Genomic DNA, 24,777 nt, shown 5'->3' with positions numbered 1-24,777 from the left:
TATTTTAATGGGCGATGCGTGCAAGATTTCTTAATGCGTCGATTTCTGCCGCCGGTTCCGGCGCGGAGTAGACGGCCGAACCGGCGACAAACACATCGGCCCCGGCTTCGGCGGCGCGCAGAATCGTCTCCCGCGAGATGCCCCCATCCACCTGGAGCGCGATCGGCTTGCCGGTTCCGGCGATGGCCGCACGGGTGCGCTTGATCTTGGGCAGCACCAGATCGAGGAACTTCTGCCCGCCGAAACCCGGCTCCACGGTCATCAGCAGCACCATGTCCAGCTCGCCGAGCATATCCAGGTACGGTTCGATGGGGGTGGCCGGGCGCAGGGCCATCGCCGCCTTCGAACCGGCGGCGCGCAGCTCGCGGGCCAAGCGGATCGGCGCCGCGGAGGCCTCCGCATGGAAGGTGACCGAGTCCACCCCCAGCTGGGCGTATTCCGGAGCCCAGCGGTCGGCGTCCTCGATCATCAGGTGCACGTCGATGGGCAGGTCGCTGACCTTTTCAAGCGCATCGACCACGGGCAGCCCGAGGGTCAGATTCGGCACGAAGTGATTGTCCATCACGTCCACGTGCACCGCATCGGCGGTGTGGATGCGCGCCAGTTCGCTGGCTAGGTTCGCGAAGTCAGCGGACAAGATCGACGGATTGATACGCGGGTTGCTCATCGGTGCTCCTTGGGATGGGACGCTGGATTTCGGTGCGCGGGCTACGCGCTTTTGGTGATGATCGCCATGAACATGGCGTCGGTGCCGTGGATATGCGGCCACAGCTGGGCGGTGCTGCCGCCGGCCAGCTCGTGCCCGGCGGCGGGAGTGCCGTCCAGGGCCACGGCGGACACCGCGGCTCCGGTGTCCAGCAGCGTGGCGGCGGGATTCGACTTGAGGAAATCTTCGACCACCAGCCGGGTTTCGGCCATATGCGGCGAGCAGGTCACAAATCCGATGACCCCGCCGACGCGGACCGCGTTGAAGGCGGCGGCAAGCAGTTCGCCTTGCAGGCTGGTCAGCTCCGGGATGTCCCGTGGCTGTTTGCGCCAACGCGATTCCGGGCGGCGGCGCAGCGCACCGAGCCCGGAGCAGGGGGCATCGACCATGATCCGGTCGTAGTCTCCGGCGAAGTCGGCGGTGCCGAACTCGCGGCCGTCCTTGGTGGTGACCATCCAGTAGTCCCCGGGAACCGCGGACATCGACTGCTCGACCAGCCGTGCACGGTGTTCGGTGGGTTCGTTCGCCGTCAGCCGCGCGTCGCGCTGCACCGCCAGCGCGCCGAGCAGCGCGGCCTTGCCGCCGGGGCCGGCGCACAGATCCAGCCAGTACTTGTCTTCGCCGGCCACCGGGAGCTCCACCGCGGCCAGTGCGCGGGCCACCAGCTGGCTTCCGGCGTCCTGCACGCGCACGGTTCCTTCGCGCACTCCGGGCACGCGGGCCACGTCCCCGTGCTTGTAGGTGGCCGAGTCCTCGACCACGGTGCCCGGCTCGGCGCCGGCTTCGAGGGCGGCCTCCAGGGTGCCCAGCCCGGGCAGCGCGACCAGGTTGACCACCGGAGCCAGGTTATCCGCCTGGAGCAGCTCGGGCAGCTCGGCGGCATCCCGTCCGTGGGCGATGAGCGCGCCGCGCAGGGCGCGGACGATCCAGTCCGGGTGGGAATGCTCGATCGACAGCTTTTCGGACTCGCTGCCCGCTGCGGCGGTCAGCAGCGCGATCCACTCTTCGGGTTCTTTCACGCTCACCTTGCGCAGCACCGCGTTGATCAGCCCGGAGGGCCCGGCGCCGATCTGTGCGCGGGCCAGCGACACGGTCTCATCGAGCGCAGCATGCTTGGGCACGCGCATGGCCAGCAGCTGGTGGGCGCCCAGGCGCAGGGCGTCGAGGATCGCCGGGTCCAGCTCGGCCAGCGGGCGGTCCACCAGGGTGGCGAGGATTGCGTCGTAGAACCCCTGGGAGCGCAGCGCGCCGTAGGCGAGTTCGGTGGCGAAACCCGCATCGCGCTTTTCCAGCTGGTGCTCGCGGATCATCTTGGGCAGGACCAGGTTGGCATAGGCGTCCTTGGCGGAGACCTCGCGCAATACCTTGAAGGCCACCAGCCGGGCCGGATCGGCCGCGCGCTTGCGCTGGCCGGGGGCTGACTGGCTGTACTGGCGCGGGCGGTCGCCCTGGCCGCGGTTGCGGGTGCGTCCGGCCTCGTTGCGTCGTGGTTCGTTTATTGGTTCGTGCCCGCTCATGCGAAGCTCACTTTCGTTCCCTGGGTCAATACGCCGCGAGCCCAGTCGGAGGCGTTCATCATTTTTTTGCCTGGAGGCTGGATAGTTGAAAGTTCCAGCGCCCAGGTGCTGGTGCCCACGTAGACCACCGGGTGCTTGCCCGGTTCGATGTGCACCTCGCCGGGTGCCAGCTCGGTCATCTCGCGCCGCTCCCGCAGCGGGCCGAATTTGTAGCGTGCCTGATCCGCGATGGCCCAGGCGCCCGGAAAGGGACTGGTGCCATGGGCGCGGCGCCGGATTTCGGTGGCCGTGCGGGTGAAGTCCAGCTGCGCGTCGACGTCGGTGATTTTCGGTGCGTAGGTGTGCGAGCCGCTTTGCGGTATCGCCAGTCCCTGGCCCGCGTCAAGGGCCTGCAGGGTCTGCACCAGCAAGGTGGAACCGGATTCGCTGAGCCGATCGAGCATGATCCCGGCGGTGTCCAGCTCGCCGATCCGCTCGGTGACCTGCCCGAAGACCGGTCCGGTATCCAGCCCGGTTTCCAGCTGGAAGGTCACCGCGCCGGTGATGTCATCGCCATGGATGATCGAGTGCTGCACCGGGGCGGCACCGCGCCAATCGGGCAGCAGCGAGAAGTGCAGATTGATCCAACCGTGTTTGGGCACGTTCAGCGCGGCGGCCGGAACCAGCCCGCCGAAGGCGACGATGGCTGCGGCGTCCAGGTTGAGCTCCGCCAGCTGCCCGGTGACCTCGGCGTCGATCTTATTCGATTTGATCGTGGGCAGGCCCAGCTGCTCGGCGCGGGCGGCGACCGGCGAGGCGGTGAGCACGCGTTTGCGCCCCAGCGGGGCGTCGGGGCGGGTCAGCACGGCGGCGATGTCGAAACCGGCCGCGTGCAGGTGGTCCAGCGAGGTGACGGCAACCTGCGGGGTGCCGGCGAAGAGGATGCGCATGGGTTAGTTCCCCATTCCGGCGCCGAAGCTGGATCCGAGGAATCCTGCGCGTTGCGCCACGGTGGCGGTGGCTGTCTGTTCGTAGTTGCCGGCGCGCAAGGTGCGCCAGGCGGCTTTCTTCTCTTCGGGGGCCAAGCGGTCCAGGAAGAGGATGCCGTCGAGGTGATCGGTCTCATGCTGTACGCAGCGCGCCAGCATCCCTTCGCCGGCGATGCGGACCGGTTTTCCGAACTTGTCCAAGCCGGTGGCAACCACCTGGCGGCGGCGCGGCACCGGAGCGGAAATACCCGGGATCGAGAGGCAGCCTTCGATTTCGTCGGGCTGGAAGTCCTCGCTCAGTTCGAGCACCGGATTGATGATATGTCCGCGCTGCTTGCCGATTTGGTAGGTGAACACGCGCAGCGAGACCCCGACCTGAGGCGCGGCTAGGCCTGCACCGTCAACGTTTTCCATGGTCTGATCCATGTCGTCGACCAGCTTTTGGATTTCCGGTCCAAACTCGGTCACCTCCTGCGCTGGTGTGCGTAGAACGGGATCGCCGATGATCCGAATTCCCAAAATCGCCATGGTACGTGTGGCTCCCTCTCGGTTGGTCAACTATCGTTCAGTCTCGGGCGGACCGACACTAACCACACCAGTCTACGGTGCGCCGGGCTTCTAGGCATGAGGTGGCGGGGTGATCTCGACCAGCGCGGCTCGTGCCTTGGAGATTTTGAACTGCGCCTCCCAATTGCGGCGCAGCGCATAGAACTTGGACCAATAATCGGGCAAGGCGGCCGGAGGCGCCATGAAAGTCCGGGTACCGCCCTGCCCGAGGGCCACCGCGAGAAGCATCGAATCGGTGCCGTAGGGCCAGGGCTCCCAGCTGCCCGCCTCGGCATCCACCACGTGCTCTTCGGCTTTGGCCGCGGCAGCAAGTTGCATGATGACTTTGTCGTCTGGGGTTTTCACCAACCCCTGGCGATCGGTGCCCTTCGTTTTGTAATCCAGCAGGCACACCTTGCCACCGATGCGGGCGACCAGGTCGATGGTTCCGGCATAACCTACGCTTTCGTTCCAGACGGTCACCTCGGTTGCCAGCGGTTCCACCTGGTATTGCTCCCACCATTTTTCGAAATGCGCCGCGAAGCCCAGCTCGTCGTTGGTCTCGAGGGCCGAGCGCGCAGCAGCTAGCTCATCGGACTTGCCCAGCGCGCGCAACGCAAAATGTTCGGCGTAGTTATGCACGCGGTCCCCACGGTCGGCGGCGGCATCGCGATAGCGCTCTGCGGCGGCCGCGGAGTCGCGCACCAGGGAACGCATCTTGCCCGGTTGCGACAACGCATCGGACAAACGCTGATCTTCAGAGAGGGACTTGGCGGCCATATATCCGGCCCAACCAGAAAGATCCATTTTGTCCATGCCGATCACCGTGGTGATCGACGGGACTGTGGCTTCTGCTCCCACCTGACGGCTGTACATTCGTCCTAGATCGGTTTGAATCGCAAGTTTTGGTGACGTCATGCACACGATCATGGCACGGGCGGCGGACGCTTTGCTCCTAGTCCGCACGAGAATAACTAATTTTCCGCGTAGTTCCGCGGGTTTCCGGGCTTGTGAACCAGATCTCACGCTCTCGATTTGGCAGCTTGCGGAAACTCGTATAGAGTTTTTACTCGTTGGAGCGAACGGAAACGGCGCGAAAACAAGCACTTTTTGCGGACATAGCTCAGCTGGTAGAGCGCAACCTTGCCAAGGTTGAGGTCGCGAGTTCGAACCTCGTTGTCCGCTCGCAGAAAGATTCATCGACTAAGTAAAATTAGTCACCTCGGCTTCGGCCGAGTATGGTGGGGTGGCCGAGAGGCGAGGCAGCGGCCTGCAAAGCCGTTTACGCGGGTTCGAATCCCGTCCCCACCTCGCAAAGAGGTAAAAATCTTTTTGCGCGATTGGCGCAGCGGTAGCGCGCTTCCCTGACACGGAAGAGGTCACTGGTTCGATCCCAGTATCGCGCACGGAGTTCTGGTTTTCGGACCAAAACTCAAATATGCGGACATAGCTCAGCTGGTAGAGCGCAACCTTGCCAAGGTTGAGGTCGCGAGTTCGAACCTCGTTGTCCGCTCTGAGAAATCAGAGTTTCACTTTGTTTTCTGTCGAGATTCTTCGGAATCCTTCGGCGCGATTGGCGCAGCGGTAGCGCGCTTCCCTGACACGGAAGAGGTCACTGGTTCGATCCCAGTATCGCGCACTGAATAACGGTTTTACCGGTATTCATGCGGTCATAGCTCAGCTGGTAGAGCGCAACCTTGCCAAGGTTGAGGTCGCGAGTTCGAACCTCGTTGACCGCTCCATAAAAAATGGGAATCACTCCAAGTGATTCCCATTTTTGTTTAACTTCCAGATGAACAACACGCCCGGGAATACCTCAACTCTTCCCTGACCGGGAGTTTCGTTTTAGTGTGGAGACCAGTTGTGGAGCTAAAGGGGTTCCCACCGTCGAATGGAGGTGCAGCATGGCAGGATTTGATGATCTGCGTGGCAAGGCAGAGGAATTCGCAAAGCAGAACCCGGATCAGGTTTCCGAAGGCATCGAAAAGGCCGGCGACTTTGTCGACGACAAGACCGGTGGCAAGTTCGCTGATCAGGTTGACGGGGTCCAGCAGGGCGCCGGAGACTTCCTAGGTGGACTCGGTGGCAACGCCGGGGAAAACGAAGGCGAGAACAACGAGGGCTAATCCCCTTGTGATTTTGCTTTGGCCTTGCCCGAGCATCCTTGAAAGGCACCGGCCGCTGGTCGGTGCCTTTCTGGTTTTAACGTCATCTGCGGGCCGTGACGTGCGGCGATTACCGCAGGGGCAGCCGCAGCCTGTAGAAAATGAGTATGACTCGAAGCACAGCGGTCCAGGCCGACGGCATCACCCAGGCGATCATCGCCGGTTTGATCACCACCATGGTGGGATTTGTTGCGTCCTTCGCGGTGGTGCTGGCGGGGTTATTCCAGGTGGGCGCAACCGTTGGGCAGGCGGCCTCCGGTTTGCTGATCCTCTGCCTATGCGTGGGCCTGAGCACCATCGTGCTTTCCCTGCGCCACCGCGTGCCGATCAGCATTGCGTGGTCCACCCCCGGTGCGGCGATGCTCGCCGCGCTGGCTCCCGGGGCATTCGGCTTTGCCCAGGCGGTGGGCGCGTTCATCGTCGGTGGCGTGATGATCATGCTCTCCGGACTGATTCCGGTGCTGCATCGGATGCTCACGCGCATACCGGTACCGATCGCGCAAGGCATGCTCGCCGGCGTGCTGATTCCGCTGTGCCTGACGCCTTTTACCGCTCTGGGCACGATTCCGGTCCCGGCGCTGGGAATCCTGCTGGTGTTTTTCCTCGGCCTGCGGCTGCTGCCCAAGTTCGCCGTCGCATTGAGCATGCTCGCTGCGCTCGGTTTTGGGCTGTGGCATATTGGACGCGCCGGCTTGTGGGGCCAGCTTGAGCTGCTGCCGCACTTGGAATGGGTCTCCCCCGAATTTTCCTGGCAGGCGATCGCGAGCATCAGCGTGCCGCTGTTCATCGTGACCATGGCCTCGCAGAATATTCCGGGGGTCGCGGTGCTCGGGTCCTTCGGCTATGCACTGCCCTGGCGCTCCTCGATGCTGGTCACCGGGGCAGGTTCCTCCCTCGGCGCCTTCTTTGGCGGGCATGCAATTAATCTTGCGGCGATTACCGCGGCGCTCGCGGCCGGCGAGCAGGCCGGAGCGGACGCCTCGCGGCGCTGGCGGGCGGCCACCAGTTCCGGGGTGTTCTATCTCATTTTCGCCGCGCTCAGCGCACTGATCGTCTCCGTGGCCAGCGCCTCGCCGGAGGGGCTGTTCCAGGCGGCGGCGGGCTTGGCCCTGCTGGCTACGCTGGGCAATTCGCTCCTCGGGGCGGTGGCCGATCCGTCCTGGCGGCTGAGCGCACTGGTCACCGTCTTGGTGGCCGCAGGCAATCTCACGCTCTTTGGCATCGGCGGCGCATTTTGGGCGCTGGTCGCCGGGCTGTTAACGCACTTCATCGTCGAGCGCGGGGCTCGACGATGAATTTGCTGGTGCAGCGTGCGGCGTTTAGAGGGCCGGCTCGCCGGCCTGCCCCTCGCGGGCCAGGGCGGTCAGCCGGGAGACCGCGCGGTAGTACTTCTTCTGGTAGCCGCCGGACATCATTTCGTCGGTGAACAGCTCGCTGAACGGCTTGCCCGAGGCGATGATCGGCACGTCCTTGTCATACAGCCGGTCCGCGAGCACCACGAAGCGCAGCGCGACCGACTGATCGGTGATGGTGTCCACATTGTGCAGCACCAGTGCGTCGGTTTCCGCCAGCAGCTGGCGGTAGCGCGAGGGGTGGACCTTGTGCAGGTGGGCGACCAGCTCGGCGAAATCATCAACCGCGAGAGTCTGATCCGCATAGCGTTCGGCCGCGAAGTCCTCGATGGTCTCGTCTTCCAGGGGCGCCGGCGCATCGGGCAGGCCACGGTGGCGGAAGTCCACCCCGTCCACGCGGTGCACGTCGAACTGCTCGGAGAGGGTTTTGATTTCGCGCTGGAAGTCCACCGCCGCGAAGCGGCCCTCGCCGAGGGCCCCGGGCAGGGTGTTGGAGGTGGCGGCGAGCTTCACTCCGGCATCGGAGAGCTCGCGCATCAGCCGGGACATCAGCACGGTGTCCCCCGGATCGTCGAGCTCGAATTCATCGATGCACACCAGCTTGTACTCGCTGAGCACGTCGACGGTGCGGCGGAAGGAAAGCGCGCCGACCAGGTTGGTGTATTCCACGAAGGTGCCGAAGGCCTTCGGGCCGGGGCTGGCATGCCAGAGCGAGGCGAGCAGGTGGGTTTTGCCCACCCCGAAGCCCCCGTCGAGGTAGTAGCCGTTCTTGGTGGCCGTTTTCTTGCCGAAGAGCTTGGAGAACAGGCCGCCGCCGTTGTTCTTGCCCACGGTTTGAGCGAAATTGCTCAGCTTGGTGACCGCTTCGGCCTGCGAGGGCTGGTTCGGGTCCGGGCGGTAGGTATCGAAGGACACCTCGCCGAAACGGTAGGACGGGTGGAAGCCGGCCAACAGTTCATCGACCGAAAGGTTCGGTGTGGTCTGTGTCAGGTGGATGATCTTGGCCATGCGTTCGAAGGTGTCCTTTAGGTTGAGGTGCGGGTGATGATGCGGGGCCGCTGCCTTGGCCCATCGGCCAGTTTACCTTGGCGGGGACGCGAAAATGGAGAAGAATGTCGCACCCCACACGAATGCGCGGCCTCGGGGACTAGGCTAGAAGGTGAGAATGCGGCCGCCGCTTCGCGCGTCGGCCAGAAACCGAACTATGAGGAACGTGATCGCGCATGTCGCTGCCTGTTGAGCACAACCCGAGTTACGCACAGTATGCCCACCCCGAACGGCTGGTCTCCACCGGCTGGCTGGCCGAGAATCTGGGGGCCGAGAACCTGGTGGTGCTCGAATCCAACGAAGACATCTTGCTGTACTCCACCGGCCATATCCCCGGCGCCCTGAAGATCGATTGGTTCACCGAGCTGAACGATGAGGTCACCCGCGACTACGTCGAAGGGGCGGACTTTGCCGCGCTGATGGCTGCGAAGGGCATTGGCCGCGAGACCACGGTGGTGCTCTACGGCGACAAGTCCAACTGGTGGGCTGCCTACGCCTTGTGGGTGTTCACCCTGTTCGGCCACGAAGACGTGCGCCTGCTCGATGGCGGCCGCGATAAGTGGATCGCCGAGGGCCGCGAGCTCTCCACCGAGAAGCCCGCGGTGGTGGCCACCGACTACCCGGTGGTCGAACGCGACGATTCGGTGATTCGAGCTTACCTGCCGCAGGTGCTGGAGCACCTGGGCAGCCCGCTGATCGACGTGCGCTCCCCGGAGGAATACACCGGCGAACGCACCCACATGCCCAACTACCCCGAAGAGGGCGCAATGCGCGGCGGGCATATCCCCACCGCCGCCTCGGTGCCTTGGGGCAGGGCCGCGGCGGCCGATGGAACTTTCAAGCCGCGTGCGGAGCTGGAAGCCATCTACCTGGACGAGGCCGGCTTGAAGCCGGGCGATGAGGTGGTTGCCTACTGCCGCATCGGTGAGCGTTCGAGCCACACCTGGTTCGTGCTCAAGCACCTATTGGGCTTTGAGACCGTGCGCAACTACGACGGTTCGTGGACCGAGTGGGGCAACGCGGTGGGCGTGCCGATCGTCCGCGGCGAAGCTGCCGGCGCACTGCCTGCCAAGCGCGGGGCCCGCGCATGAGCGCGCTGACTCCGGCGCTGGCCGAGATCGTCGAGGAGTTCACCGAGGTTCCGGAGGCCGATCGGCTGGAACTGCTGCTGGACTTCTCCCGCGAGCTGCCCGAGCTGCCCACGCGTTTGGCCGAGCACCCGGAACTATTCGAGCAGGTGGTGGAGTGCCAGTCGCCGCTGTTCCTGATCGTCGAGGTCGACGCCGACCGGGTGGTGAACCTGTTCTTCTCCGCGCCGCCCGAGGCGCCGACCACCCGCGGGTTCGCCTCGGTGCTGGCCGCCGGCCTGGATGGCTGCCCGGCCGCCGAGATCCTGGCGGTTCCCGAGGATATGCCGGCGCTGCTTGGCCTGTCCCGGGCGTTGTCGCCGTTGCGGATGCGCGGGATGACCGCGATGCTCGCCCGGATTAAGCGCCAGGTCTCCGAACAGCTGGCCGCGTAGCCGCGCGGGACTCGGCGCCCAGCGAAAGAACAGGAAAATGGCGAAGAAATCGAAGGGTGCCTCCACCCCGGCAACGCTCGCGCTGGACGCGGCGGGCATCGATTATGTGGCGCACAGCTACAGCCCGGGCGATTCGGCCGAGGGCTATGGCGCGCAGGCCGCCGCGGCGCTGGGCGTCGGCGGGGATCGGGTGTTCAAAACGCTGATGGTCTCCACCGGCGCGAATGCCAGCTTGGAGTTGGCGGTGGCGATCGTGGCGGTGGATGCGGCCTTGGATCTGAAGGCGGTGGGCGCGGCGCTGGGCAAGAAGAAGGCGCAGCTGGCCGATAAGGCGGCCGCGCAGCGCCGTTCGGGCTATGTGCTCGGCGGGATTTCCCCCTTCGGCCAGCGGCAGAGCTCGCCGACCGTGCTCGATGCCGGTGCGCAGCGCTTCGAGAGCATCTTCATTTCCGGCGGGCGGCGCGGCTTCAGCCTGCAGCTGCGCCCGCAGGATGCGGTGAAGGCCCTCGGCGCGCTGCTGGCGCCGATCTCCACTCAGCGCTGAGCGGCCAGGCGTTCGGTGAGGAAATCGCGGATCGCGGCGGCAAATCCCTGTGGGTCGCTATTGGGCTCGCGGGTATGCCCAGCCCCGGAGAAGACCCGCAGGGTGACCAGGTCCGGGCGCAGCGCAGCCAGTTTCAGGCTAGGTCCGTAGGGGACGAATTGGTCGTCCTGGCTGTGCATGATCAGCGTCGGGTGCTTCAGTTCGCTGGCCCGCTCCACCCAATTCAGCCGCTTGAGGTTCACCGGGGCCGCGAGCCCGGTGACCCAGCGTCCGGCCCGGTTGGTCAGCAGCCAGCCGGCGAAGAGCCCCACCGTCTGCGGGATCTTATTGAGCCGCGCCTGGTGGGAGATCACATCCACCCAGTTGATCACCGGGCCGACGAGCATCAGCGAATCGATGTACCGGGCTAGCTCGGAGCGGTCCGCGGTTTGCAGGCTGATCGCCCCGCCCATGGACCAGCCGAGCAAGACGATCTGCGTGGCCCCGTGCTCGCGGGCGTAGTGCACGGCGGTTTGCACGTCGTGCCATTCGGTATCCCCCAGCCCGTAGCGGCCATCGGCCGCATTCGGGGCGAGCCCGTCATTGCGGTAGCTCATCAGCAGGACCGTGGCGCCGATCTCGGTGAGCACCGGCAGCGCGCGGATGGTTTCGTTGCGCCGGGCCCCGCGCCCGTGCACCCCGATCACCCACAGGTTCTTGTGGCTGGTGCCCGGCACCAGCCAGGCTGGTCCCGGGCCGCCTGCCAGCTCCAGGTCGATATCCTGCGCGGCGATGCCCAGGTCTTCGGGACGTTCGTAGATCGCGCCGGAGAGGTAGCCGCGGCGCACCCCGTCCAGGCTCCCGCGGTAGATATGCTCCAGTTTGCGGGCGATCAGCCGCGGCTTGCCGGGCACCGCGCGGGGCGCCGAGAGCCGGGCGGCACAGGTATCGGCCTCGGAGATCAGCGTGCACCCGCCAGGATCGGCGGTGTCCGCATCTTTGAGGAAGTGCAGCCAGAGCTGGCCTTCCGCGTCGGTCACGATCTCGCGGATCACCGCGTTGCCGGTGCGGCGTTCTTCGGGAGTGACCACGCGCCGGGCAAAATACCCGGCCAGCGCGGAAACGCTCGCGGCCAGCAGCGAGCCGGCCGCAACGCCTAGGCCCACGCCGATCAGCGTCGCGGGCACCGTTTTGCGCGGTTCTAAGGTTTCAACAATGTTCCGGGCCATGACCCCATACTCTCAAATGCGCTCTCGGGAATCATCTAGCGACGCAATTCGTTTGCATCAGTATGAGCGAAGAATCGAAGAAGACCGAAATCGACTGGCAGCAGATCCTCTCCCCGCAGGAGTTCCATGTCTTGCGCCAGGCCGGAACCGAACGCCCCTTTACGGGCGAGTACTGGGATACCACGACCGAGGGCGTGTATGCCTGCCGCGCCTGCGGGGCGGAGCTGTTCGCAAGCAGCACGAAGTTCGATGCCAGCTGCGGGTGGCCCTCATTCTATGCACCGTTGGCCGAGGATCGGGTGCGCTACATTACCGACGAGTCGATGGGCATGAAACGCGTTGAGGTGCGGTGCGCGAATTGCGATTCGCATATGGGTCACGTGTTTGAGGGGGAAGGTTTTAAGACGCCAACGGACCTGCGCTTCTGCATGAATTCGTTGAGCCTTTCGTTGCGCGAAACGGAGGGCTAAGAGCTCTGACCGTCGTGGGGTGCACCTCACATCAAGCATTAGGGATACTTAGTCATGAATGACTGAGCAACACTAATTCTGTTCTTTGGGCGTAGCGTGATAGCTAAGCGAAGCAAACGACCAAAGAACTTGCAGAGGTGCCCCACGATGACCCAGATCTCCCACAACCCACAGGCAACCGCACAGATGCTGACCACCCATGAGGCATGGCTGGCACTGAAGGCGTCAGCCAGTGAATTCCAGAGCCTGCAGTCCAAGGACGGCTCCCTCGCCGAGGCCGTGATGCGCCCACGCGCCGGCGAACTGATCGGCACTATCGTCGCGGCCATTGATGACCTGCTGCCGCATTTCCCCCATGACGCGACGTACCTGCAGGTGCTGATCGCAGATCTGAAAAAGTGGGAAGCCAGCGGCTTCGGCGCACCGGACTTCCTGGATGCGCTGCTCGAATTCCAGCCGCAGACCCAGCGTGAAGACGGGCTGTTGCACCTGGTGCTCTTCCCGATGTACACGCAGAACGGCTCGACCAACCGGCACCTCGAAGCCGTGCTGGTGCAGGTCATCTGGCCTGACTTCATCGCGCAGCTGGAGGCGGGCAGCTACTCCAACGCGCTGTTCGTGCCGCTGCGTTTCATCGATTTCACCGCCGGCTACGACACCAATTCCGCGGTGCTCTTCCCCGAATCGGTCGCCATCCGCGAAACCCCCTCCTTCACCTGGGGCGCCATCTTCCAGGACCGCGAGGCGGCCCGCTTCCGCAAGGTGCTCAAGGAAGCTGCGGCGATCACCAACCTGCAGCTGCCCGCCGATGCGGCGCAGCTGCTCACCGACCAGCAGCTGACCGAAGAAACCTTCATCATGTGGGATCTGATCCACGATCGCACGCACATGCGCGGGGACCTGCCCTTTGACCCATTCATGATCAAGCAGCGCATGCCGTTTTTCCTCTACTCGCTCGAAGAGCTGCGCTGCGACCTGACGGCTTTCCGCGAATCCATGAAGATCGCCGCGGACCCGGCAAGCGATCCGAAGGCAGCACAGACCGCGAAGCTGGTGCAGTACGCGGTCATTTTCGACCGGATCTTCCGCTTCGCCATCACGGGCAACCGCGTGCGCAACTACGACGGACTGGGCGGGCAGCTGCTCTTCGCCTGGATGCACCAGCACCACGTGCTGCACTGGACCGACACCAAGTTGAGCATCGACTGGGATCAGGTACCCGAGGTGGTTGCAGCCTTGGGGGATGCGATCGACGAACTGTACTGGAAGTCCATTGACCGCCCGAAGCTCGCCCATTGGCTGGCGGCCTATGAGCTGGTCTCCGCCACCGTCACCCCGAACCCGGCCTCGGCGTGGGCCAAGGGCCCCGAAGCCTTGCCGCTGAACGCGCCACTGCGCGAAATCACCGATCAGGTGCTGGACGATGAGTTCCCCCTGTCGATGTTCTACGAGGCGTTGAACAAAAAAATGGCGGCGGTGATCGAGTCCACCCGCGGCATGACCGGCGCCACCAGCATCTAGGATCGATACCGTGAGCAAAGTACAGAAAAATCAGCTGGTGCTGATCGCCGGGGCCACCTCGGCCGCCGGGGTCGCAACGGCACGCCAACTCCTCAACGCCGGGGCGCGAGTGCTGGTGGTCGGCAGCAACGCCGCACGCCTGGACGAACGCCTTGGATTCGCCACCGCACGCTACGAATGCGACCTGGCCGACCGCCAAGCGGTCAACGACTTGGCCGAGCAGGTCCATGCACAGCACGGCCAGATCGATGTGCTGCTGCATCTGGTCGGCGGCTGGCGCGGCGGCAAGTCGATCACCGGGCAGACAGACTCCGACTGGGACTTCTTGCACACCAACGTGTTGACCACGCTGCGCAACACCACCCGCGCCTTCGTTGATGACCTGGTGGCTTCGGAGGCCGGACGGCTGGCCATCATCAGCGCCCAGGCGGTGACGAATCCGACCCCGTCGAACGCGAACTACGGTGCGGTGAAGGCCGCCGCCGAGCACTGGATCAATGCGATCGCCCGGCTATTCAGCAAGCAGGCCCCGCAGGCAGCCGCCCTGAGTTGGGTTGTCAAGGCACTGAGCGACAAGTCTGTCGGTGAGATTCCGACAGGGCATACCTCCGTCGACACCGTCGCCCAGGCAGCGGTGCAGCTTCTGGACGCCGCGGCGCTCGGGCACAACGGACAGCGACTACCGCTGGCCCAGGCCTAAACGCGATTTGGCGCAGCTGGTGTAGCGTTTTCCACTGGGCACATCACCTCCTCAGTACCATTACGAAGGACCAAAAATCTCATGACTTTTAGCCACGACCCTGCGGTGCGCGGATTCGCCTCCGACAACTACTCCGGGGTGCACCCACGCATCCTCCAGGCAATTACCCGCGCCAATGGCGGGCACCAGAGCGCCTACGGAGATGACGAATACACCGCCGCGCTGGACGCGATGGCGGGAGAACTGTTCGGTGCGCAGGCTGCGATCTTCCCGGTCTTCAACGGCACCGGCGCAAATGTCACCGCCCTGCAGTCCCTGCTGCCCCGCTGGGGTGCGGTGATCTGCGCGAGCACCGCGCATATCAATGTTGATGAGAACGGCGCGCCGGAACGCGTCGGCGGTTTTAAGCTGTTGCAGGTCGACTCCGCCGATGGCAAGCTCACCGCCGAACTGATCGATCAGGAGGCCTGGGGTTGGGGCGATGAGCACCGGGCACAGCCGCTGGCGGTATCGATCACCCAGGGCACAGAATTAGGCACGATCTACACCCCGGATGAAATTCGAGCCATCACCGAGCACGCCCACAAACTGGGCATGAAAGTCCACCTGGATGGTTCACGCCTAGGCAACGCGGCTGCCGCGCTCGGTGTCGAGTTGCGGGAGCTGACCACCGACGTCGGGGTCGACATCGTCTCGCTCGGCGGCACCAAGAACGGGTTGCTGCTTGGCGAAGGGATCTTGACCCTTGATCCCGCGTTGGCCCAAGATCTGAAGTACCTGCGCAAGATGAACATGCAGCTTGGCAGCAAGATGCGTTTCATCTCAGCGCAATTGCTCGAACTCTACGGGACCGGGCTGTGGCGCGAATTGGCCGGGCATTCAAATGCGATGGCTGCAAAGCTGGCTTCCGCCGTCGAAGAGATCGACGGCGTAGAACTGGTTTACCCGCCCCAGGCCAACGGAGTTTTCGCGCAGTTGCCCACCGAGGTTTCCGATCAGCTGCGTGAGCACTTCCGCTTCTACGATTGGGACCGCTCAGCAGGCCATGTGCGTTGGATGTGCTCCTTCGACACCACCGAGGAAGATGTCAGCGCATTCACCGCAAAACTTCGCGAGTTGCTGGCTGCCTACCGCGCCGCTTGAGCCGCCTCGGCGCGCCGTACCGCCACCGCGGTGCGGCGCGTTTTAGACTCGACCTGTGACCAACGATCGTGCAACTGCAGCTATCCCACCGGCGTTTTCCAAGGCCCTGGGCGAACTTTCGCATGCCGCCGTTCGCAAGGAATTGAAGATCACCGAAATCCCCGCACCAGCACGGCTGGCACCGTTCGCCTTGGCGCTCAGCGGTGATGTGCTCGAAGGCTCTGGGCCCGGCCACGGAGAACACGGCCAGGAGTACACGCGCACCCCATTTTTGCAGCCCGAAGCCCCGCTGGCGACCGGACGCTTCGTGTTGCTCTTCGACCCTGCGGGCCAGGAATTATGGGGCGGCCAGTTCCGCGTCGTGAGCTACATCCGGGCACGCCTGGATCACGAAATGGGCCAGGACTCGATGCTGGCCTCGGTTGCCTGGAGCTGGCTTGAAGATGCCTTGCGTGAACGCCAGGCATCCCACCATTCGGCCGGTGGCACCGCCACGCGGGTCATCTCAGAATCCTTTGGCAATTTGGAAGGCGAGCAAGACCATATCGACATCGAACTGCGCGCTTCTTGGACCCCGCAACAGAGCGAGGAGCTCGGGGCGCACCTGAGCGCTTGGGCCGATATGGTGTGCACTTTTGCCGGCATGCCGCCGCTTCCCGAGGGCGTGCAGCAGCTGCCGCACCGTCGCCTAAGCTAAAATTACGCGCCATCGGTCCTAGAATAGAAGGACCATGACTACTTCAGAGCCAGCCGCAGACCAGCCAACCCTGACCCCACTGACCGCCCCGAGAGACGGCATTCCGGAAGTCATCAACACCGCGGCGGCGCTGAATCGAGCGGTGCGCGCACTGCGCGCTGGCACCGGGGACCTGGCAGTCGATACCGAACGCTCCAGCGGATTCCGCTATGGACGACGCGCCTTCCTCATCCAGATCCGCCGCGAAGGCGCAAGCACCTGGCTGATCGACCCGGAGAGCCTCGACTCGCTGGACCCGCTGCTGGAACTCATGAACGAACTGCCGTGGATCCTGCACGCGGCCACCCAAGATCTGCCCTGCCTGCACGACGCGGGCCTCTCCCCCACCGGTCTATTCGACACCGAACTGGCCGGACGCTTAGCCGGCTTCCCCCGCGTGGCCCTGGGTACCATGGTCGGCGAACTGCTTGGACTGCAGCTGGCCAAGGAGCACTCGGCGGTGGACTGGTCCACCCGGCCGCTGCCGGAGTCTTGGCTGAATTACGCGGCGCTGGACGTCGAGGTGCTCTTCGAACTGCGCGAAAAGATTTCCGAGCTGCTTGAGGAGCAGGGCAAAATGGAATTCGCCGCCCAGGAATTCGAGTACGTCCGCCAGCTGCCGGACCCGGTGGCCCCACCGGAAGCTTGGCGCAAGCTCTCCGGAATCCATAAGATCAAAAACCGGCGCAATCTCGCGGTGGCTCGTGAGCTGTGGCAGTCCCGCGAGACCCTGGCCCAATCCCGTGATGTGGCTCCGGGCCGCTTGCTGCCAGACTCTGCGATTATGGCAGCCGTCGACCACCGGCCGAACAGCGTCCCCGCATTGCTGCAGATTTCCGGCTTCCACGGACGCAGCGCCAAGCGCGACGCCCCGCGCTGGCTGGATGCGATGCAGCGTGGGCGAAATTCCACGGACCTCCCAGACCTGCGGTCCGGCGGTTCGGAACTGCCGAATGCGCGCCTGTGGGGCGAGAAGAACCCGCAGGCCGCGATCCGGCTGACGGCTGCTCGAGAAGTGCTTTCGGAAGTCAGCGAAGAATGGAACATTCCGGGAGAAAATCTTCTGACCCCGAAGTTCTTGCGTGCGCTGTGCTGGAATCCCCCGGCCATATACAGCGCCGGATCGATCGATGCCGCGTTGGAAGAACTCGGTGCGCGCCCCTGGCAACGCGATCTGCTCAGCGCAAAACTCGCCCAGGCGCTGCGCGGCTAGCGCAAAATAGCACTAGCGGGCCCCGGAGGGTGGAACCAGCACTTGCACTTCAAGTTACTCATGAGTAACGTATGGTTTAGGTCACAGTGATGCTGGCCACTGCCCCGGTTCTCGGGGCAGCCTGAAACTACCCCAAGGAGCCCGACGGTGAGTGTCAACACCTCGACCGTGCCCGGAAACGCGCACACCTCGCTCGACGACCGCGATGTCGTCTTCATCGACGGGGTACGCACCCCCTTCGGCAAGGCAGGCGAGAAGGGAATCTACCACGGCACCCGCGCCGATGACCTCGCGGTCAAGGCGGTCCGTGGCCTCCTTCGCCGCAACCCGGAAATTCCCGCCGAGAAGATCGATGAGATCGCCATGGCGGCCACCACCCAGACCGGCGACCAGGGACTGACCATCGGGCGCACCGTGGGCCTGCTCTCCGGGATCCCCAAGTCGGTGCCCGGATTCGCCATCGACCGGATGTGCGCGGGCGCCATGACGGCGGTGACCTCGCTGGCCGGCGGCATCGCCTTCGGCTCCTACGACGTGGCCATCGCCGGCGGCGTCGAACATATGGGAAACCACCCCATGGGTGAGGGCGCGGATCCGAACCCGCGCTTCCTCTCCGAGAAGATCGTCGATCCGCAGGCCCTGAACATGGGCAACACCGCGGAGAACCTGCACGACCGCTTTCCGGAAATCACCAAGGAACGCGCCGACAGCTACGCGGTAGCCTCGCAAAACAAACTGGCTCGCGCCTATGAGAACAACCAGATCCAGCCGGATCTCGTGGCGGTCTCCGCGAAGCGGCCGGGCGAAGGCTGGGCGGTCAACACCGTTGATGAACCACCGCGGCCGGGCACCAGCTTGGAATCGCTAGCCGAACTGCGCACCCCATTCCGTGCCCACGGCCGGGTGACCGCCGGCAACGCGGCGGGACTGAACGACGGCGCCACCGCGGCTATGCTCGCCAGCGGCGCGGCGGTGCGTGAGCTGGGACTGACCCCGAAGATGCGCATGGTTTCCTTCGCCTTCGCCGGGGTGGAGCCCGATGTCATGGGATACGGCCCCGTTCCGGCCACCGAAAAGGCGCTGGCCAAGGCCGGCTTGGGCATCACCGATATCGGACTGTTCGAAATCAACGAGGCCTTCGCCGTGCAGGTGCTCTCCTTCCTCGACTTCTACGACATCGCACAAGACGATGAGCGGGTGAACCGCTACGGCGGGGCGATCGCCGTTGGCCATCCGCTGGCTTCCTCGGGCGTGCGCCTGATGACTCAGTTGGCCCGCCAGTTCGAAGAGGACCACACGGTGCGTTACGGAATTACCACCATGTGCATCGGCCTCGGCATGGGTGGCACGGTGATTTGGGAGAATCCAAACCACCCAGAATTTGGCGCAAAGGCTTAGGGAGCAAGAAATGACTCAGGACTTTTCGGCCGTAGCCGAACTCATGCACGATGAAACGATCACCCACTCGTTCACCAAGGATGTAGCCCTACCGAGCGGCAAAACCCTGGTACTGCTCACCCTGGACAACGGGTTGGACCATAAGAAACCCACCACGCTGGGCCCCAACGGCCTGCTGGAGCTGCACGCCGCGCTCGAAAAGCAGGCGGCCCGCGCCAAGTCCGGGGAAATCCACGGACTGGCCATCACCGGCAAACCCTACTTCCTCATCGCCGGCGCCGACCTCTCGGCGGTCACCCGGCTCTCCGCACCGGAGCAGGCGACCGCGATGGCGACCCTCGGACACCGAGCCTACGCATTGCTCGCAGATCTAGGCGTGCCGACCTTTGCGTTCACCAACGGGCTTGCCCTAGGTGGCGGCCTGGAAATCGCGCTGGCCTGCACCTACCGCACGGTGAGCACCGCAGCCGGAGCGCTGGGGCTGCCCGAAGCCTTCCTGGGCCTGATCCCTGGATGGGCCGGCGTCTACCGACTGCCGCGGCTCATCGGACCAGAAAACGCGTTGAAGGTCATGGTGGAGAACCCGCTGAACAACAACCGCACGCTCTCCGGCCCGGCGGCCTACAAACTCGGTGTGGCCGATGCATTATTCGAGCCCGCCGACTTCATCGAGCGCTCGGTCGCGTTCGCAGACGGAGTGCTCAGCGGCGACATCGAGGTCAAACGAGAGAATTCGGTAGACCCCAGCGATCCAGAGGTAGCCCGACGCTGGCTGCAGGCGGCAGACAAGGCCGAACAGTTTGTCGACGCGAAGCTTTCCGGGGCCGCCCCCGCGCCCTACAAGGTGCTCGAAGTCTTCCGCCAGGGTTTGAAGCTCACCCAAAAGGAATCGGCCGAACTGGAAATCCAGGCACTCACCGAGCTGATGGCCACCAACCAGTTCAAAAACACCGTGTATGCCTTCCTCGAGCTGGTGCAAAAGCGCGGCAAGCGCCCGGCCGGAGCACCCGATGCCAAGCTCGCCCGACCGGTTACCAAGGTCGGCGTGGTCGGTGCGGGCCTCATGGCCAGCCAGCTGGCATTGCTCTTCGTGCGTAAGTTGAACGTTCCGGTGATCATCACCGATCTGGATCAGTCACGCATCGACAAGGGCTTGGCCTACATTCACGGTGAGATCGACAAGTTGCACGCCAAGGGACGGATGAGCCAGGACGCGGTCAACCGCGCCAAGGCCTTGGTCTCCGGTTCGGTCACCAAGGAGGTGTTCGCCGATGCAGACTTCGTCATCGAGGCGGTCTTCGAGGAACTCACTGTCAAGAAGCAGGTCTTCGCCGAGGTGGAAGCGGTAGTCTCCCCCGAATGCATCCTGGCCACGAACACCTCCTCGCTCTCGGTCACCGAGATGGGACGGGACCTATTGCATCCCGAACGCCTTGTCGGTTTCCACTTCTTCAACCCGGTAGCGGTGATGCCGTTGCTGGAAATCGCGGCGACGCAGTGGACGAATGAAACCACCGTAGCCACCGCCTTCGCCCTGGGCAAGAACCTGCGCAAGACGACGGTGCGCACCAAGGACGCCACGGCATTTGTGGTGAACCGCGTGCTCTTGCGGCTGATGAGCGAGGTCCAGGCCGCGTTCGACGAAGGCACCGACGCGCAGACCGCGGATACCGCGCTGGCTCCCATGGGCCTGCCGATGACGCCGTTCACGCTTCTGTCCATGGTTGGCCTGCCCGTCGCGCAGCACGTCAACGAATCGCTCAACGCGTCCTTCGGGGATCGATTCGCGGTGTCCGAGAACCTGGGCAAACTGGTCGACGCGAAGATCGCCACCTTATGGGCCAAGGACGGCAACGGCCAGCCGATGCTGGACCCCGCGGCCCAGGCGCTGCTGAGCTTCGGCGGCAAGCCGTCGACCAAGGATCAGATCCTCACCCGGGTGCAGGATGCGCTGGCTGAAGAAATCGGCCTGCTGCTTTCCGAAGGCGTGGTCGCCGAGGCCGCCGACGTTGATCTGTGCATGATCACCGGTGCGGGTTGGCCGATGCATCTGGGCGGGATCACCCCGTATCTGGATCAGGTCGGAGCCTCCGAGCGGGTGAACGGGAAGAAATTCAATTCCTAGCACTCCGGCAGTTCACGCCCCGTGTTGCTGACTCCCCCAAGGAGTCATTGGCAACACGGGGCGTTGTCCTTGCCGGACGCAATCGGCGCTGACTAGAGACGAGAGAAATCTTCGGCTTAGCTATGGCACAGGTTCATCTGAGAGAATCCCGGTATGACCGAATTTGCACGCCCAGCCCGCCGCACGGTGATGTGCGCCTCCGCGCTGCTAGGATCCAGCGCCCTGCTCGCCGCCTGCGGCAACGGAGAATCTGCCGCCCCGAATCCGACGCCCGAGCAAGTGCCCGAACCAGCCGGCGAAGCGCAGAACGTCTTGCCATTGGCGGACCTTCCCGAGAAATCCCGCGCTCAGGTCGTGGCGAAGGACCCGGCTACCGGTGAAGAAATAGGCGTCTTGCTTTTCCGCCAGGATGCGAAGACCGTGCATGCCTACTCGAATATCTGCACTCATCAAGGATGTGCGGTGACTACGAAATCTTCCAAAGATGACTTCTACTGCGCCTGCCACGGCTCGCGTTTCCAACCCGCCGACGGTGCGGTGTCCGCCGGTCCGGCCATTGCCGCCCTGCCTCGCTATGCCTGCACCATCGAAGATGAGCAGATCGTGGTGTATCTGGGCCAGGCCTAGCGAAGAGCGGCGGGCGAATAAATGCCCTTGGGCTAGTGCCAGCCGGTCCATCGTCTGCAACAATTGGCCTATGAATGGATCTATCCCACCAACGCGCCGCAACTTGCTCGGGGCGGCCGGTGCCGCAGGAACCATCGTTGCGCTCACCGCCTGCAGCGGCGGATCCTCCTCCGAGCCCGCTATCTCGGCGAGCGAGGCGCCCAGCCCCACCGGGGAAGGGCAAATTGTGCTCGGCACGGCAGAATTGCCCGAGAACGGCAAGGCCGAAGTGATCGTGCGCGGTCCAGCAAGCGGCAAGGACCTAGGAGTCTTGCTCTATCGCGCCGACGCGAGCACGGTGCTGGCATACTCGAATATCTGCACCCACCAAGGTTGCGCGGTCGGCACGGACACCGATGAGGCGAACTTCTATTGCCCCTGCCACGGGTCGCGCTATGCCTACCAGGACGGTACCGTGCTCGGTGGGCCGGCCCCGCGTCCGCTAGTTCGCTACGCGGCGGCCATCGAGGGCGAGAATATCCTCGTCTTCCCGCCGCAAGATTCCTGAACCACGGGCAGCTGACAGTTCACGGAGCAAAGGTGCGCCGATCCCTTCTTGGGTCGGCGCACCCTAGCTCCGCGTCTTTGGCGGTGTTCCACTAAAACAGGGCAACCTTTTGCGGGCTAGGGAAGATCGCGTTGATTTCAGCGCTTTCCTCCGTGGTAGGCACCCACCGGATCGCGTGTGCGTTGGCCTTGACCTGCTCCGGACGCGTGGAACCGGCGATCACCGATGCCACCGGCTCTTGTGCAGCCAGCCAGCAGAAGGCCAGCTCGGCCGGTGCCAGATCGCGGTAGGCGGCAAAGGCGGAGAACTTCTCCAGCTGTTCGAAATCGCTGGTTTCCAGTAGCTGCTGGCGGGCATGGGTCAACCGGCTGCCCTGGGGCGCCGAGCCCTTGGCGTACTTTCCGGTGAGCAATCCATTGGCCAGCGGGAAGTAGGGAAGGACTCCGAGCCCGAACTCCTTGGCTGCGGGCAGCACTTCCAGTTCAGCCCGGCGGTCGATCAGATTGTAGTGGTTCTGCGCCGAGATGAATCGCTCCGTTCCCAGCTCGCGGGCCACATATTCTGCCTGGGCGATCTGCCAGCCGGACCGATTGGAATGGCCGAGGTAGCGCACCTTGCCGCTGGTGACCAGGTCATCCAGGGCACGCAAGGTTTCCTCGATCGGGGTCTTCGCATCCGGGGTGTGGAATTGATACAGGTCGATATGGTCGGTGCCAAGCCGGCGCAGCGAGGCTTCCACGGCGTTGACGATATAACGCCGCGAGCCGCGAGCCGCAAAGTCTCGCCCGTTGACGCCTTTCATATCCATGCCGAATTTTGTCGCTAGGACCACGTCCTTGCGGGCGGTGCCCAACGCCTTGCCCAGGCGTTCTTCGGACAATCCGGGTTCGCGCCCATAGGTGTCGGCCACGTCGAAGAGGGTGATTCCTGCGTCGAGGGCGGCGTGGATCACCGCATCGGTTCCCTCTTGGGATTCCGTGGCGGTTCCGGGGCGCCCCAAGTTGTTGCAACCGAGTCCGACGACGGAAACACTCAGGCCGCTGTGGCCAAGCTGACGAAATTCCATAAGCACCTCTTTGATTGTTTTCATGGGGCCGCTTCACGCAACGGCTACTTACCCATAGGCTATCGGGTAGGACGGTGTGCGGAACATTTCACGCCTCAATTCACTGTGTTGCATATTTATCCATTAGGATGGAAACATGTCTAAAGTCCTCACCTCTCTCCCTGTAGGCGAACGCGTAGGTATCGCGTTCTCCGGCGGCCTTGATACTTCGGTCGCAGTTGCCTGGATGCGCGACAAGGGCGCCATCCCGTACACCTACACCGGCGATCTCGGCCAGTACGACGAGCCGGATATCGATGCAGTTCCGGACCGCGCCCTGGAATACGGCGCCGAAGCCTCTCGCCTGGTCGATTGCAAGCCAGCTCTGGTCGAAGAAGGCCTCGCCGCGCTTTCCTGCGGTGCCTTCCACATTCGCTCGGGCGGAAAAGCCTACTTCAACACCACCCCGCTGGGCCGTGCGGTCACCGGCACCCTGCTCGTGCGCGCCATGCGCGAAGACGGCGTTGACGTGTGGGGCGATGGTTCGACCTACAAGGGCAACGACATCGAGCGCTTCTACCGCTACGGCCTGATGGCCAACCCGAAGCTGCGCATCTACAAGCCGTGGCTTGACCCGGCATTCGTCGCTCAGCTCGGCGGACGCTCGGAGATGAGCGAATGGCTGCAGGAGCACGGTTTCCCTTACCGCGACTCGGCCGAAAAGGCCTACTCGACCGACGCCAACATCTGGGGTGCAACCCACGAGGCGAAGACCCTGGAACTGCTGGACACCTCCCTCGAGGCCGTCGAGCCGATCATGGGCGTGAAGTACTGGGACGAATCCGTAGAGGTCAAGGCCGAGGATGTTTCGGTCACCTTCTCCGCCGGCCGTCCGGTTGCCATCAATGGCAAGGAGTACACCGATCCGGTGGCCCTGGTCAACGAGGCAAACATCATCGGTGGACGTCACGGACTGGGCATGAGCGACCAGATCGAAAACCGCATCATCGAGGCGAAGTCGCGCGGCATCTACGAGGCTCCGGCCATGGCGCTGCTGCACATCGCCTACGAGCGCCTGGTCAACGCCATCCACAACGAAGACACCGTGGCCAGCTACCACAACGAAGGCCGCCGCCTGGGCCGCCTGATGTACGAAGGCCGCTGGTTGGACCCGCAGGCGCTGATGCTGCGCGAGGCGCTGCAGCGTTGGGTCGGCTCGGCCATCTCCGGTACCGTGACGGTACGTCTGCGCCGCGGCGACGACTACACCATCTTGAACACCGAAGGCGAGAACCTGAGCTACCACCCGGATAAGCTGTCCATGGAGCGCGTAGGCGACGCAGCCTTCGGCCCACTGGATCGCATCGGCCAGCTGACCATGCGCAACCTGGACATCGCCGATTCGCGCGGTCGCCTGGAACAGTACGCTGGCATGGGCCTTGTCGGCGGATCCACCGCAAAGCTCGTTGGCTCGTTGGAGAACGGCGGCGCCAACGATATCGTTGACGCTTCGCCTGTGGATGATTCCGGACGGGCGCAGGACCGCGCCATCGAGTCCGCAGCGTTCGACTCCGGCACCGACTAAGCGTCACGGCAAGCCAAAAGAGCCGGCCGGAACTTTTCCCTTGCGGGATTGTTCCGGCCGGCTCTTGCGCTTTGCGCTGCATGCTAAAACCT

Annotated in this window: 24 protein-coding genes and 6 tRNA genes; 22 read left to right on the top strand and 8 right to left on the bottom strand. The window is 64.1% G+C overall.

What is annotated here, in order from left to right; genetic code table 11:
• Positions 1-4: 4 nt before the first annotated feature.
• The 5 genes from rpe to ACT3TP_RS01040 form a co-directional block, all read right to left on the bottom strand.
• Positions 5-667, bottom strand: coding sequence for a ribulose-phosphate 3-epimerase (gene rpe, locus ACT3TP_RS01060; RefSeq protein ID WP_096285267.1), 663 nt, complete (start codon positions 665-667; stop codon positions 5-7).
• A 41-nt stretch (positions 668-708) separates the two neighbouring features.
• Positions 709-2,223: an RsmB/NOP family class I SAM-dependent RNA methyltransferase gene (locus tag ACT3TP_RS01055; RefSeq protein WP_444615331.1), complete on the bottom strand. Its 1,515-nt coding sequence runs from the start codon at positions 2,221-2,223 to the stop codon at positions 709-711.
• On the bottom strand, positions 2,220-3,152 hold the full coding sequence (gene fmt / locus ACT3TP_RS01050) for a methionyl-tRNA formyltransferase (protein ID WP_096285271.1): 933 nt from the start codon (positions 3,150-3,152) through the stop codon (positions 2,220-2,222). The genes ACT3TP_RS01055 and fmt overlap by 4 nt, the downstream gene beginning before the upstream one ends.
• A 3-nt stretch (positions 3,153-3,155) precedes the next feature.
• Positions 3,156-3,719, bottom strand: a complete 564-nt coding sequence (gene def, locus ACT3TP_RS01045) for a peptide deformylase (RefSeq protein WP_096285273.1) — start codon at positions 3,717-3,719, stop codon at positions 3,156-3,158.
• Between the two features lie 90 nt (positions 3,720-3,809).
• Entirely contained in the window at positions 3,810-4,655 is an 846-nt protein-coding gene (locus ACT3TP_RS01040) for a PD-(D/E)XK nuclease family protein (protein ID WP_141393510.1), read from the bottom strand.
• 194 nt (positions 4,656-4,849) lie between these two features.
• Between ACT3TP_RS01040 and ACT3TP_RS01035 the strand changes: the two genes are divergently transcribed.
• The 8 genes from ACT3TP_RS01035 (at position 4,850) to ACT3TP_RS01000 (ending at position 7,197) form a co-directional block, all read left to right on the top strand.
• Positions 4,850-4,922, top strand: a tRNA-Gly gene (locus ACT3TP_RS01035).
• A gap of 55 nt (positions 4,923-4,977) precedes the next feature.
• A tRNA-Cys gene (locus tag ACT3TP_RS01030) sits at positions 4,978-5,048 on the top strand.
• 23 nt (positions 5,049-5,071) lie between these two features.
• Positions 5,072-5,143: transfer RNA gene (locus ACT3TP_RS01025), tRNA-Val, on the top strand.
• A gap of 34 nt (positions 5,144-5,177) precedes the next feature.
• Positions 5,178-5,250, top strand: a tRNA-Gly gene (locus ACT3TP_RS01020).
• A gap of 54 nt (positions 5,251-5,304) precedes the next feature.
• A tRNA-Val gene (locus ACT3TP_RS01015) sits at positions 5,305-5,376 on the top strand.
• 27 nt (positions 5,377-5,403) lie between these two features.
• Positions 5,404-5,479: transfer RNA gene (locus ACT3TP_RS01010), tRNA-Gly, on the top strand.
• 162 nt (positions 5,480-5,641) lie between these two features.
• Positions 5,642-5,863 carry an antitoxin gene (locus tag ACT3TP_RS01005; RefSeq protein WP_096286341.1) on the top strand — a complete coding sequence of 74 codons (222 nt, stop codon included), beginning with the start codon at positions 5,642-5,644 and terminating at the stop codon, positions 5,861-5,863.
• Positions 5,864-6,009: 146 nt separating this feature from the next.
• Positions 6,010-7,197 carry a benzoate/H(+) symporter BenE family transporter gene (locus ACT3TP_RS01000; protein WP_444618864.1) on the top strand — a complete coding sequence of 396 codons (1,188 nt, stop codon included), beginning with the start codon at positions 6,010-6,012 and terminating at the stop codon, positions 7,195-7,197.
• Between the two features lie 24 nt (positions 7,198-7,221).
• Here the strand turns inward: ACT3TP_RS01000 and zapE are convergent, their stop codons facing one another.
• Entirely contained in the window at positions 7,222-8,262 is a 1,041-nt protein-coding gene (zapE, locus tag ACT3TP_RS00995) for a cell division protein ZapE (protein WP_096286345.1), read from the bottom strand.
• Positions 8,263-8,477: 215 nt separating this feature from the next.
• Here zapE and ACT3TP_RS00990 point away from each other — a divergent pair, with 215 nt between their 5' ends.
• Genes ACT3TP_RS00990 through ACT3TP_RS00980 form a run of 3 tightly spaced genes read left to right on the top strand, consistent with a single transcriptional unit; the run spans position 8,478 to position 10,367 of the window.
• Entirely contained in the window at positions 8,478-9,392 is a 915-nt protein-coding gene (locus tag ACT3TP_RS00990) for a sulfurtransferase (RefSeq protein ID WP_444618862.1), read from the top strand.
• Positions 9,389-9,823, top strand: coding sequence for a SufE family protein (locus ACT3TP_RS00985; protein WP_096286349.1), 435 nt, complete (start codon positions 9,389-9,391; stop codon positions 9,821-9,823). The genes ACT3TP_RS00990 and ACT3TP_RS00985 overlap by 4 nt, the downstream gene beginning before the upstream one ends.
• A 37-nt stretch (positions 9,824-9,860) precedes the next feature.
• Positions 9,861-10,367, top strand: a complete 507-nt coding sequence (locus ACT3TP_RS00980) for an aminoacyl-tRNA deacylase (RefSeq protein ID WP_444618860.1) — start codon at positions 9,861-9,863, stop codon at positions 10,365-10,367.
• Here ACT3TP_RS00980 and ACT3TP_RS00975 read toward each other — a convergent pair.
• Positions 10,358-11,575: an alpha/beta hydrolase family protein gene (locus ACT3TP_RS00975; protein WP_444618858.1), complete on the bottom strand. Its 1,218-nt coding sequence runs from the start codon at positions 11,573-11,575 to the stop codon at positions 10,358-10,360. The genes ACT3TP_RS00980 and ACT3TP_RS00975 overlap by 10 nt on opposite strands.
• A gap of 62 nt (positions 11,576-11,637) precedes the next feature.
• Here ACT3TP_RS00975 and msrB point away from each other — a divergent pair, with 62 nt between their 5' ends.
• The 10 genes from msrB (at position 11,638) to ACT3TP_RS00925 (ending at position 22,055) form a co-directional block, all read left to right on the top strand.
• On the top strand, positions 11,638-12,045 hold the full coding sequence (gene msrB / locus ACT3TP_RS00970) for a peptide-methionine (R)-S-oxide reductase MsrB (RefSeq protein WP_444618856.1): 408 nt from the start codon (positions 11,638-11,640) through the stop codon (positions 12,043-12,045).
• 147 nt (positions 12,046-12,192) lie between these two features.
• On the top strand, positions 12,193-13,566 hold the full coding sequence (locus tag ACT3TP_RS00965) for a DUF6421 family protein (protein WP_444618851.1): 1,374 nt from the start codon (positions 12,193-12,195) through the stop codon (positions 13,564-13,566).
• 10 nt (positions 13,567-13,576) lie between these two features.
• Positions 13,577-14,266 (top strand): SDR family NAD(P)-dependent oxidoreductase, encoded by a 690-nt coding sequence (locus ACT3TP_RS00960; RefSeq protein ID WP_444618849.1) that lies wholly within the window; start codon positions 13,577-13,579, stop codon positions 14,264-14,266.
• Positions 14,267-14,347: 81 nt separating this feature from the next.
• Positions 14,348-15,409 carry a threonine aldolase family protein gene (locus tag ACT3TP_RS00955; protein WP_444618847.1) on the top strand — a complete coding sequence of 354 codons (1,062 nt, stop codon included), beginning with the start codon at positions 14,348-14,350 and terminating at the stop codon, positions 15,407-15,409.
• A gap of 55 nt (positions 15,410-15,464) precedes the next feature.
• The gene (locus tag ACT3TP_RS00950) at positions 15,465-16,106 is read left to right on the top strand and encodes a DUF3000 domain-containing protein (protein ID WP_096286363.1); all 642 of its coding nucleotides are present in this window, start codon (positions 15,465-15,467) and stop codon (positions 16,104-16,106) included.
• A gap of 34 nt (positions 16,107-16,140) precedes the next feature.
• A complete protein-coding gene (locus ACT3TP_RS00945) occupies positions 16,141-17,358 on the top strand; it encodes a ribonuclease D (protein ID WP_444618845.1) in 1,218 nt (405 codons plus the stop codon).
• 147 nt (positions 17,359-17,505) lie between these two features.
• Positions 17,506-18,756, top strand: coding sequence for a thiolase family protein (locus tag ACT3TP_RS00940; RefSeq protein WP_444618843.1), 1,251 nt, complete (start codon positions 17,506-17,508; stop codon positions 18,754-18,756).
• Positions 18,757-18,766: 10 nt separating this feature from the next.
• Entirely contained in the window at positions 18,767-20,881 is a 2,115-nt protein-coding gene (locus tag ACT3TP_RS00935) for a 3-hydroxyacyl-CoA dehydrogenase NAD-binding domain-containing protein (protein ID WP_444618841.1), read from the top strand.
• 153 nt (positions 20,882-21,034) lie between these two features.
• Positions 21,035-21,508: a Rieske (2Fe-2S) protein gene (locus ACT3TP_RS00930; protein WP_096286371.1), complete on the top strand. Its 474-nt coding sequence runs from the start codon at positions 21,035-21,037 to the stop codon at positions 21,506-21,508.
• A gap of 70 nt (positions 21,509-21,578) precedes the next feature.
• Positions 21,579-22,055: a QcrA and Rieske domain-containing protein gene (locus ACT3TP_RS00925; RefSeq protein ID WP_444615333.1), complete on the top strand. Its 477-nt coding sequence runs from the start codon at positions 21,579-21,581 to the stop codon at positions 22,053-22,055.
• A 91-nt stretch (positions 22,056-22,146) separates the two neighbouring features.
• Here ACT3TP_RS00925 and ACT3TP_RS00920 read toward each other — a convergent pair whose 3' ends face one another.
• On the bottom strand, positions 22,147-23,121 hold the full coding sequence (locus ACT3TP_RS00920; protein WP_096286509.1) for an aldo/keto reductase: 975 nt from the start codon (positions 23,119-23,121) through the stop codon (positions 22,147-22,149).
• Positions 23,122-23,257: 136 nt separating this feature from the next.
• Here ACT3TP_RS00920 and argG point away from each other — a divergent pair, with 136 nt between their 5' ends.
• On the top strand, positions 23,258-24,685 hold the full coding sequence (gene argG, locus ACT3TP_RS00915; protein ID WP_096286375.1) for an argininosuccinate synthase: 1,428 nt from the start codon (positions 23,258-23,260) through the stop codon (positions 24,683-24,685).
• The last annotated feature ends 92 nt before the right edge of the window (positions 24,686-24,777 follow it).

This window comes from Glutamicibacter sp. AOP38-B1-38 (assembly GCF_052377485.1).
In the GTDB taxonomy this organism is placed as follows: domain Bacteria; phylum Actinomycetota; class Actinomycetes; order Actinomycetales; family Micrococcaceae; genus Glutamicibacter.
Note: the sequence above shows the minus strand (reverse complement) of the source record. Positions and strands in the feature narration are given on the sequence as shown.

Excerpts from the sequence above, each read along its gene's own strand:
- ACT3TP_RS00965 (WP_444618851.1), top strand. The coding sequence starts at position 12,193 with ATGACCCAGATCTCCCACAACCCACAGGCAACCGCACAGATGCTGACC.
- msrB (WP_444618856.1), top strand. The coding sequence starts at position 11,638 with ATGAGCGAAGAATCGAAGAAGACCGAAATCGACTGGCAGCAGATCCTC.
- ACT3TP_RS00975 (WP_444618858.1), bottom strand. The coding sequence starts at position 11,575 with ATGGCCCGGAACATTGTTGAAACCTTAGAACCGCGCAAAACGGTGCCC.
- ACT3TP_RS00920 (WP_096286509.1), bottom strand. The coding sequence starts at position 23,121 with ATGGAATTTCGTCAGCTTGGCCACAGCGGCCTGAGTGTTTCCGTCGTC.
- ACT3TP_RS01055 (WP_444615331.1), bottom strand. The coding sequence starts at position 2,223 with ATGAGCGGGCACGAACCAATAAACGAACCACGACGCAACGAGGCCGGA.
- def (WP_096285273.1), bottom strand. The coding sequence starts at position 3,719 with ATGGCGATTTTGGGAATTCGGATCATCGGCGATCCCGTTCTACGCACA.
- ACT3TP_RS00925 (WP_444615333.1), top strand. The coding sequence starts at position 21,579 with ATGAATGGATCTATCCCACCAACGCGCCGCAACTTGCTCGGGGCGGCC.
- ACT3TP_RS01000 (WP_444618864.1), top strand. The coding sequence starts at position 6,010 with ATGACTCGAAGCACAGCGGTCCAGGCCGACGGCATCACCCAGGCGATC.
- fmt (WP_096285271.1), bottom strand. The coding sequence starts at position 3,152 with ATGCGCATCCTCTTCGCCGGCACCCCGCAGGTTGCCGTCACCTCGCTG.
- ACT3TP_RS00955 (WP_444618847.1), top strand. The coding sequence starts at position 14,348 with ATGACTTTTAGCCACGACCCTGCGGTGCGCGGATTCGCCTCCGACAAC.
- ACT3TP_RS00930 (WP_096286371.1), top strand. The coding sequence starts at position 21,035 with ATGACCGAATTTGCACGCCCAGCCCGCCGCACGGTGATGTGCGCCTCC.
- ACT3TP_RS00935 (WP_444618841.1), top strand. The coding sequence starts at position 18,767 with ATGACTCAGGACTTTTCGGCCGTAGCCGAACTCATGCACGATGAAACG.
- zapE (WP_096286345.1), bottom strand. The coding sequence starts at position 8,262 with ATGGCCAAGATCATCCACCTGACACAGACCACACCGAACCTTTCGGTC.
- ACT3TP_RS00985 (WP_096286349.1), top strand. The coding sequence starts at position 9,389 with ATGAGCGCGCTGACTCCGGCGCTGGCCGAGATCGTCGAGGAGTTCACC.
- ACT3TP_RS00980 (WP_444618860.1), top strand. The coding sequence starts at position 9,861 with ATGGCGAAGAAATCGAAGGGTGCCTCCACCCCGGCAACGCTCGCGCTG.
- ACT3TP_RS00945 (WP_444618845.1), top strand. The coding sequence starts at position 16,141 with ATGACTACTTCAGAGCCAGCCGCAGACCAGCCAACCCTGACCCCACTG.
- argG (WP_096286375.1), top strand. The coding sequence starts at position 23,258 with ATGTCTAAAGTCCTCACCTCTCTCCCTGTAGGCGAACGCGTAGGTATC.
- ACT3TP_RS01005 (WP_096286341.1), top strand. The coding sequence starts at position 5,642 with ATGGCAGGATTTGATGATCTGCGTGGCAAGGCAGAGGAATTCGCAAAG.
- rpe (WP_096285267.1), bottom strand. The coding sequence starts at position 667 with ATGAGCAACCCGCGTATCAATCCGTCGATCTTGTCCGCTGACTTCGCG.
- ACT3TP_RS00990 (WP_444618862.1), top strand. The coding sequence starts at position 8,478 with ATGTCGCTGCCTGTTGAGCACAACCCGAGTTACGCACAGTATGCCCAC.
- ACT3TP_RS01040 (WP_141393510.1), bottom strand. The coding sequence starts at position 4,655 with ATGACGTCACCAAAACTTGCGATTCAAACCGATCTAGGACGAATGTAC.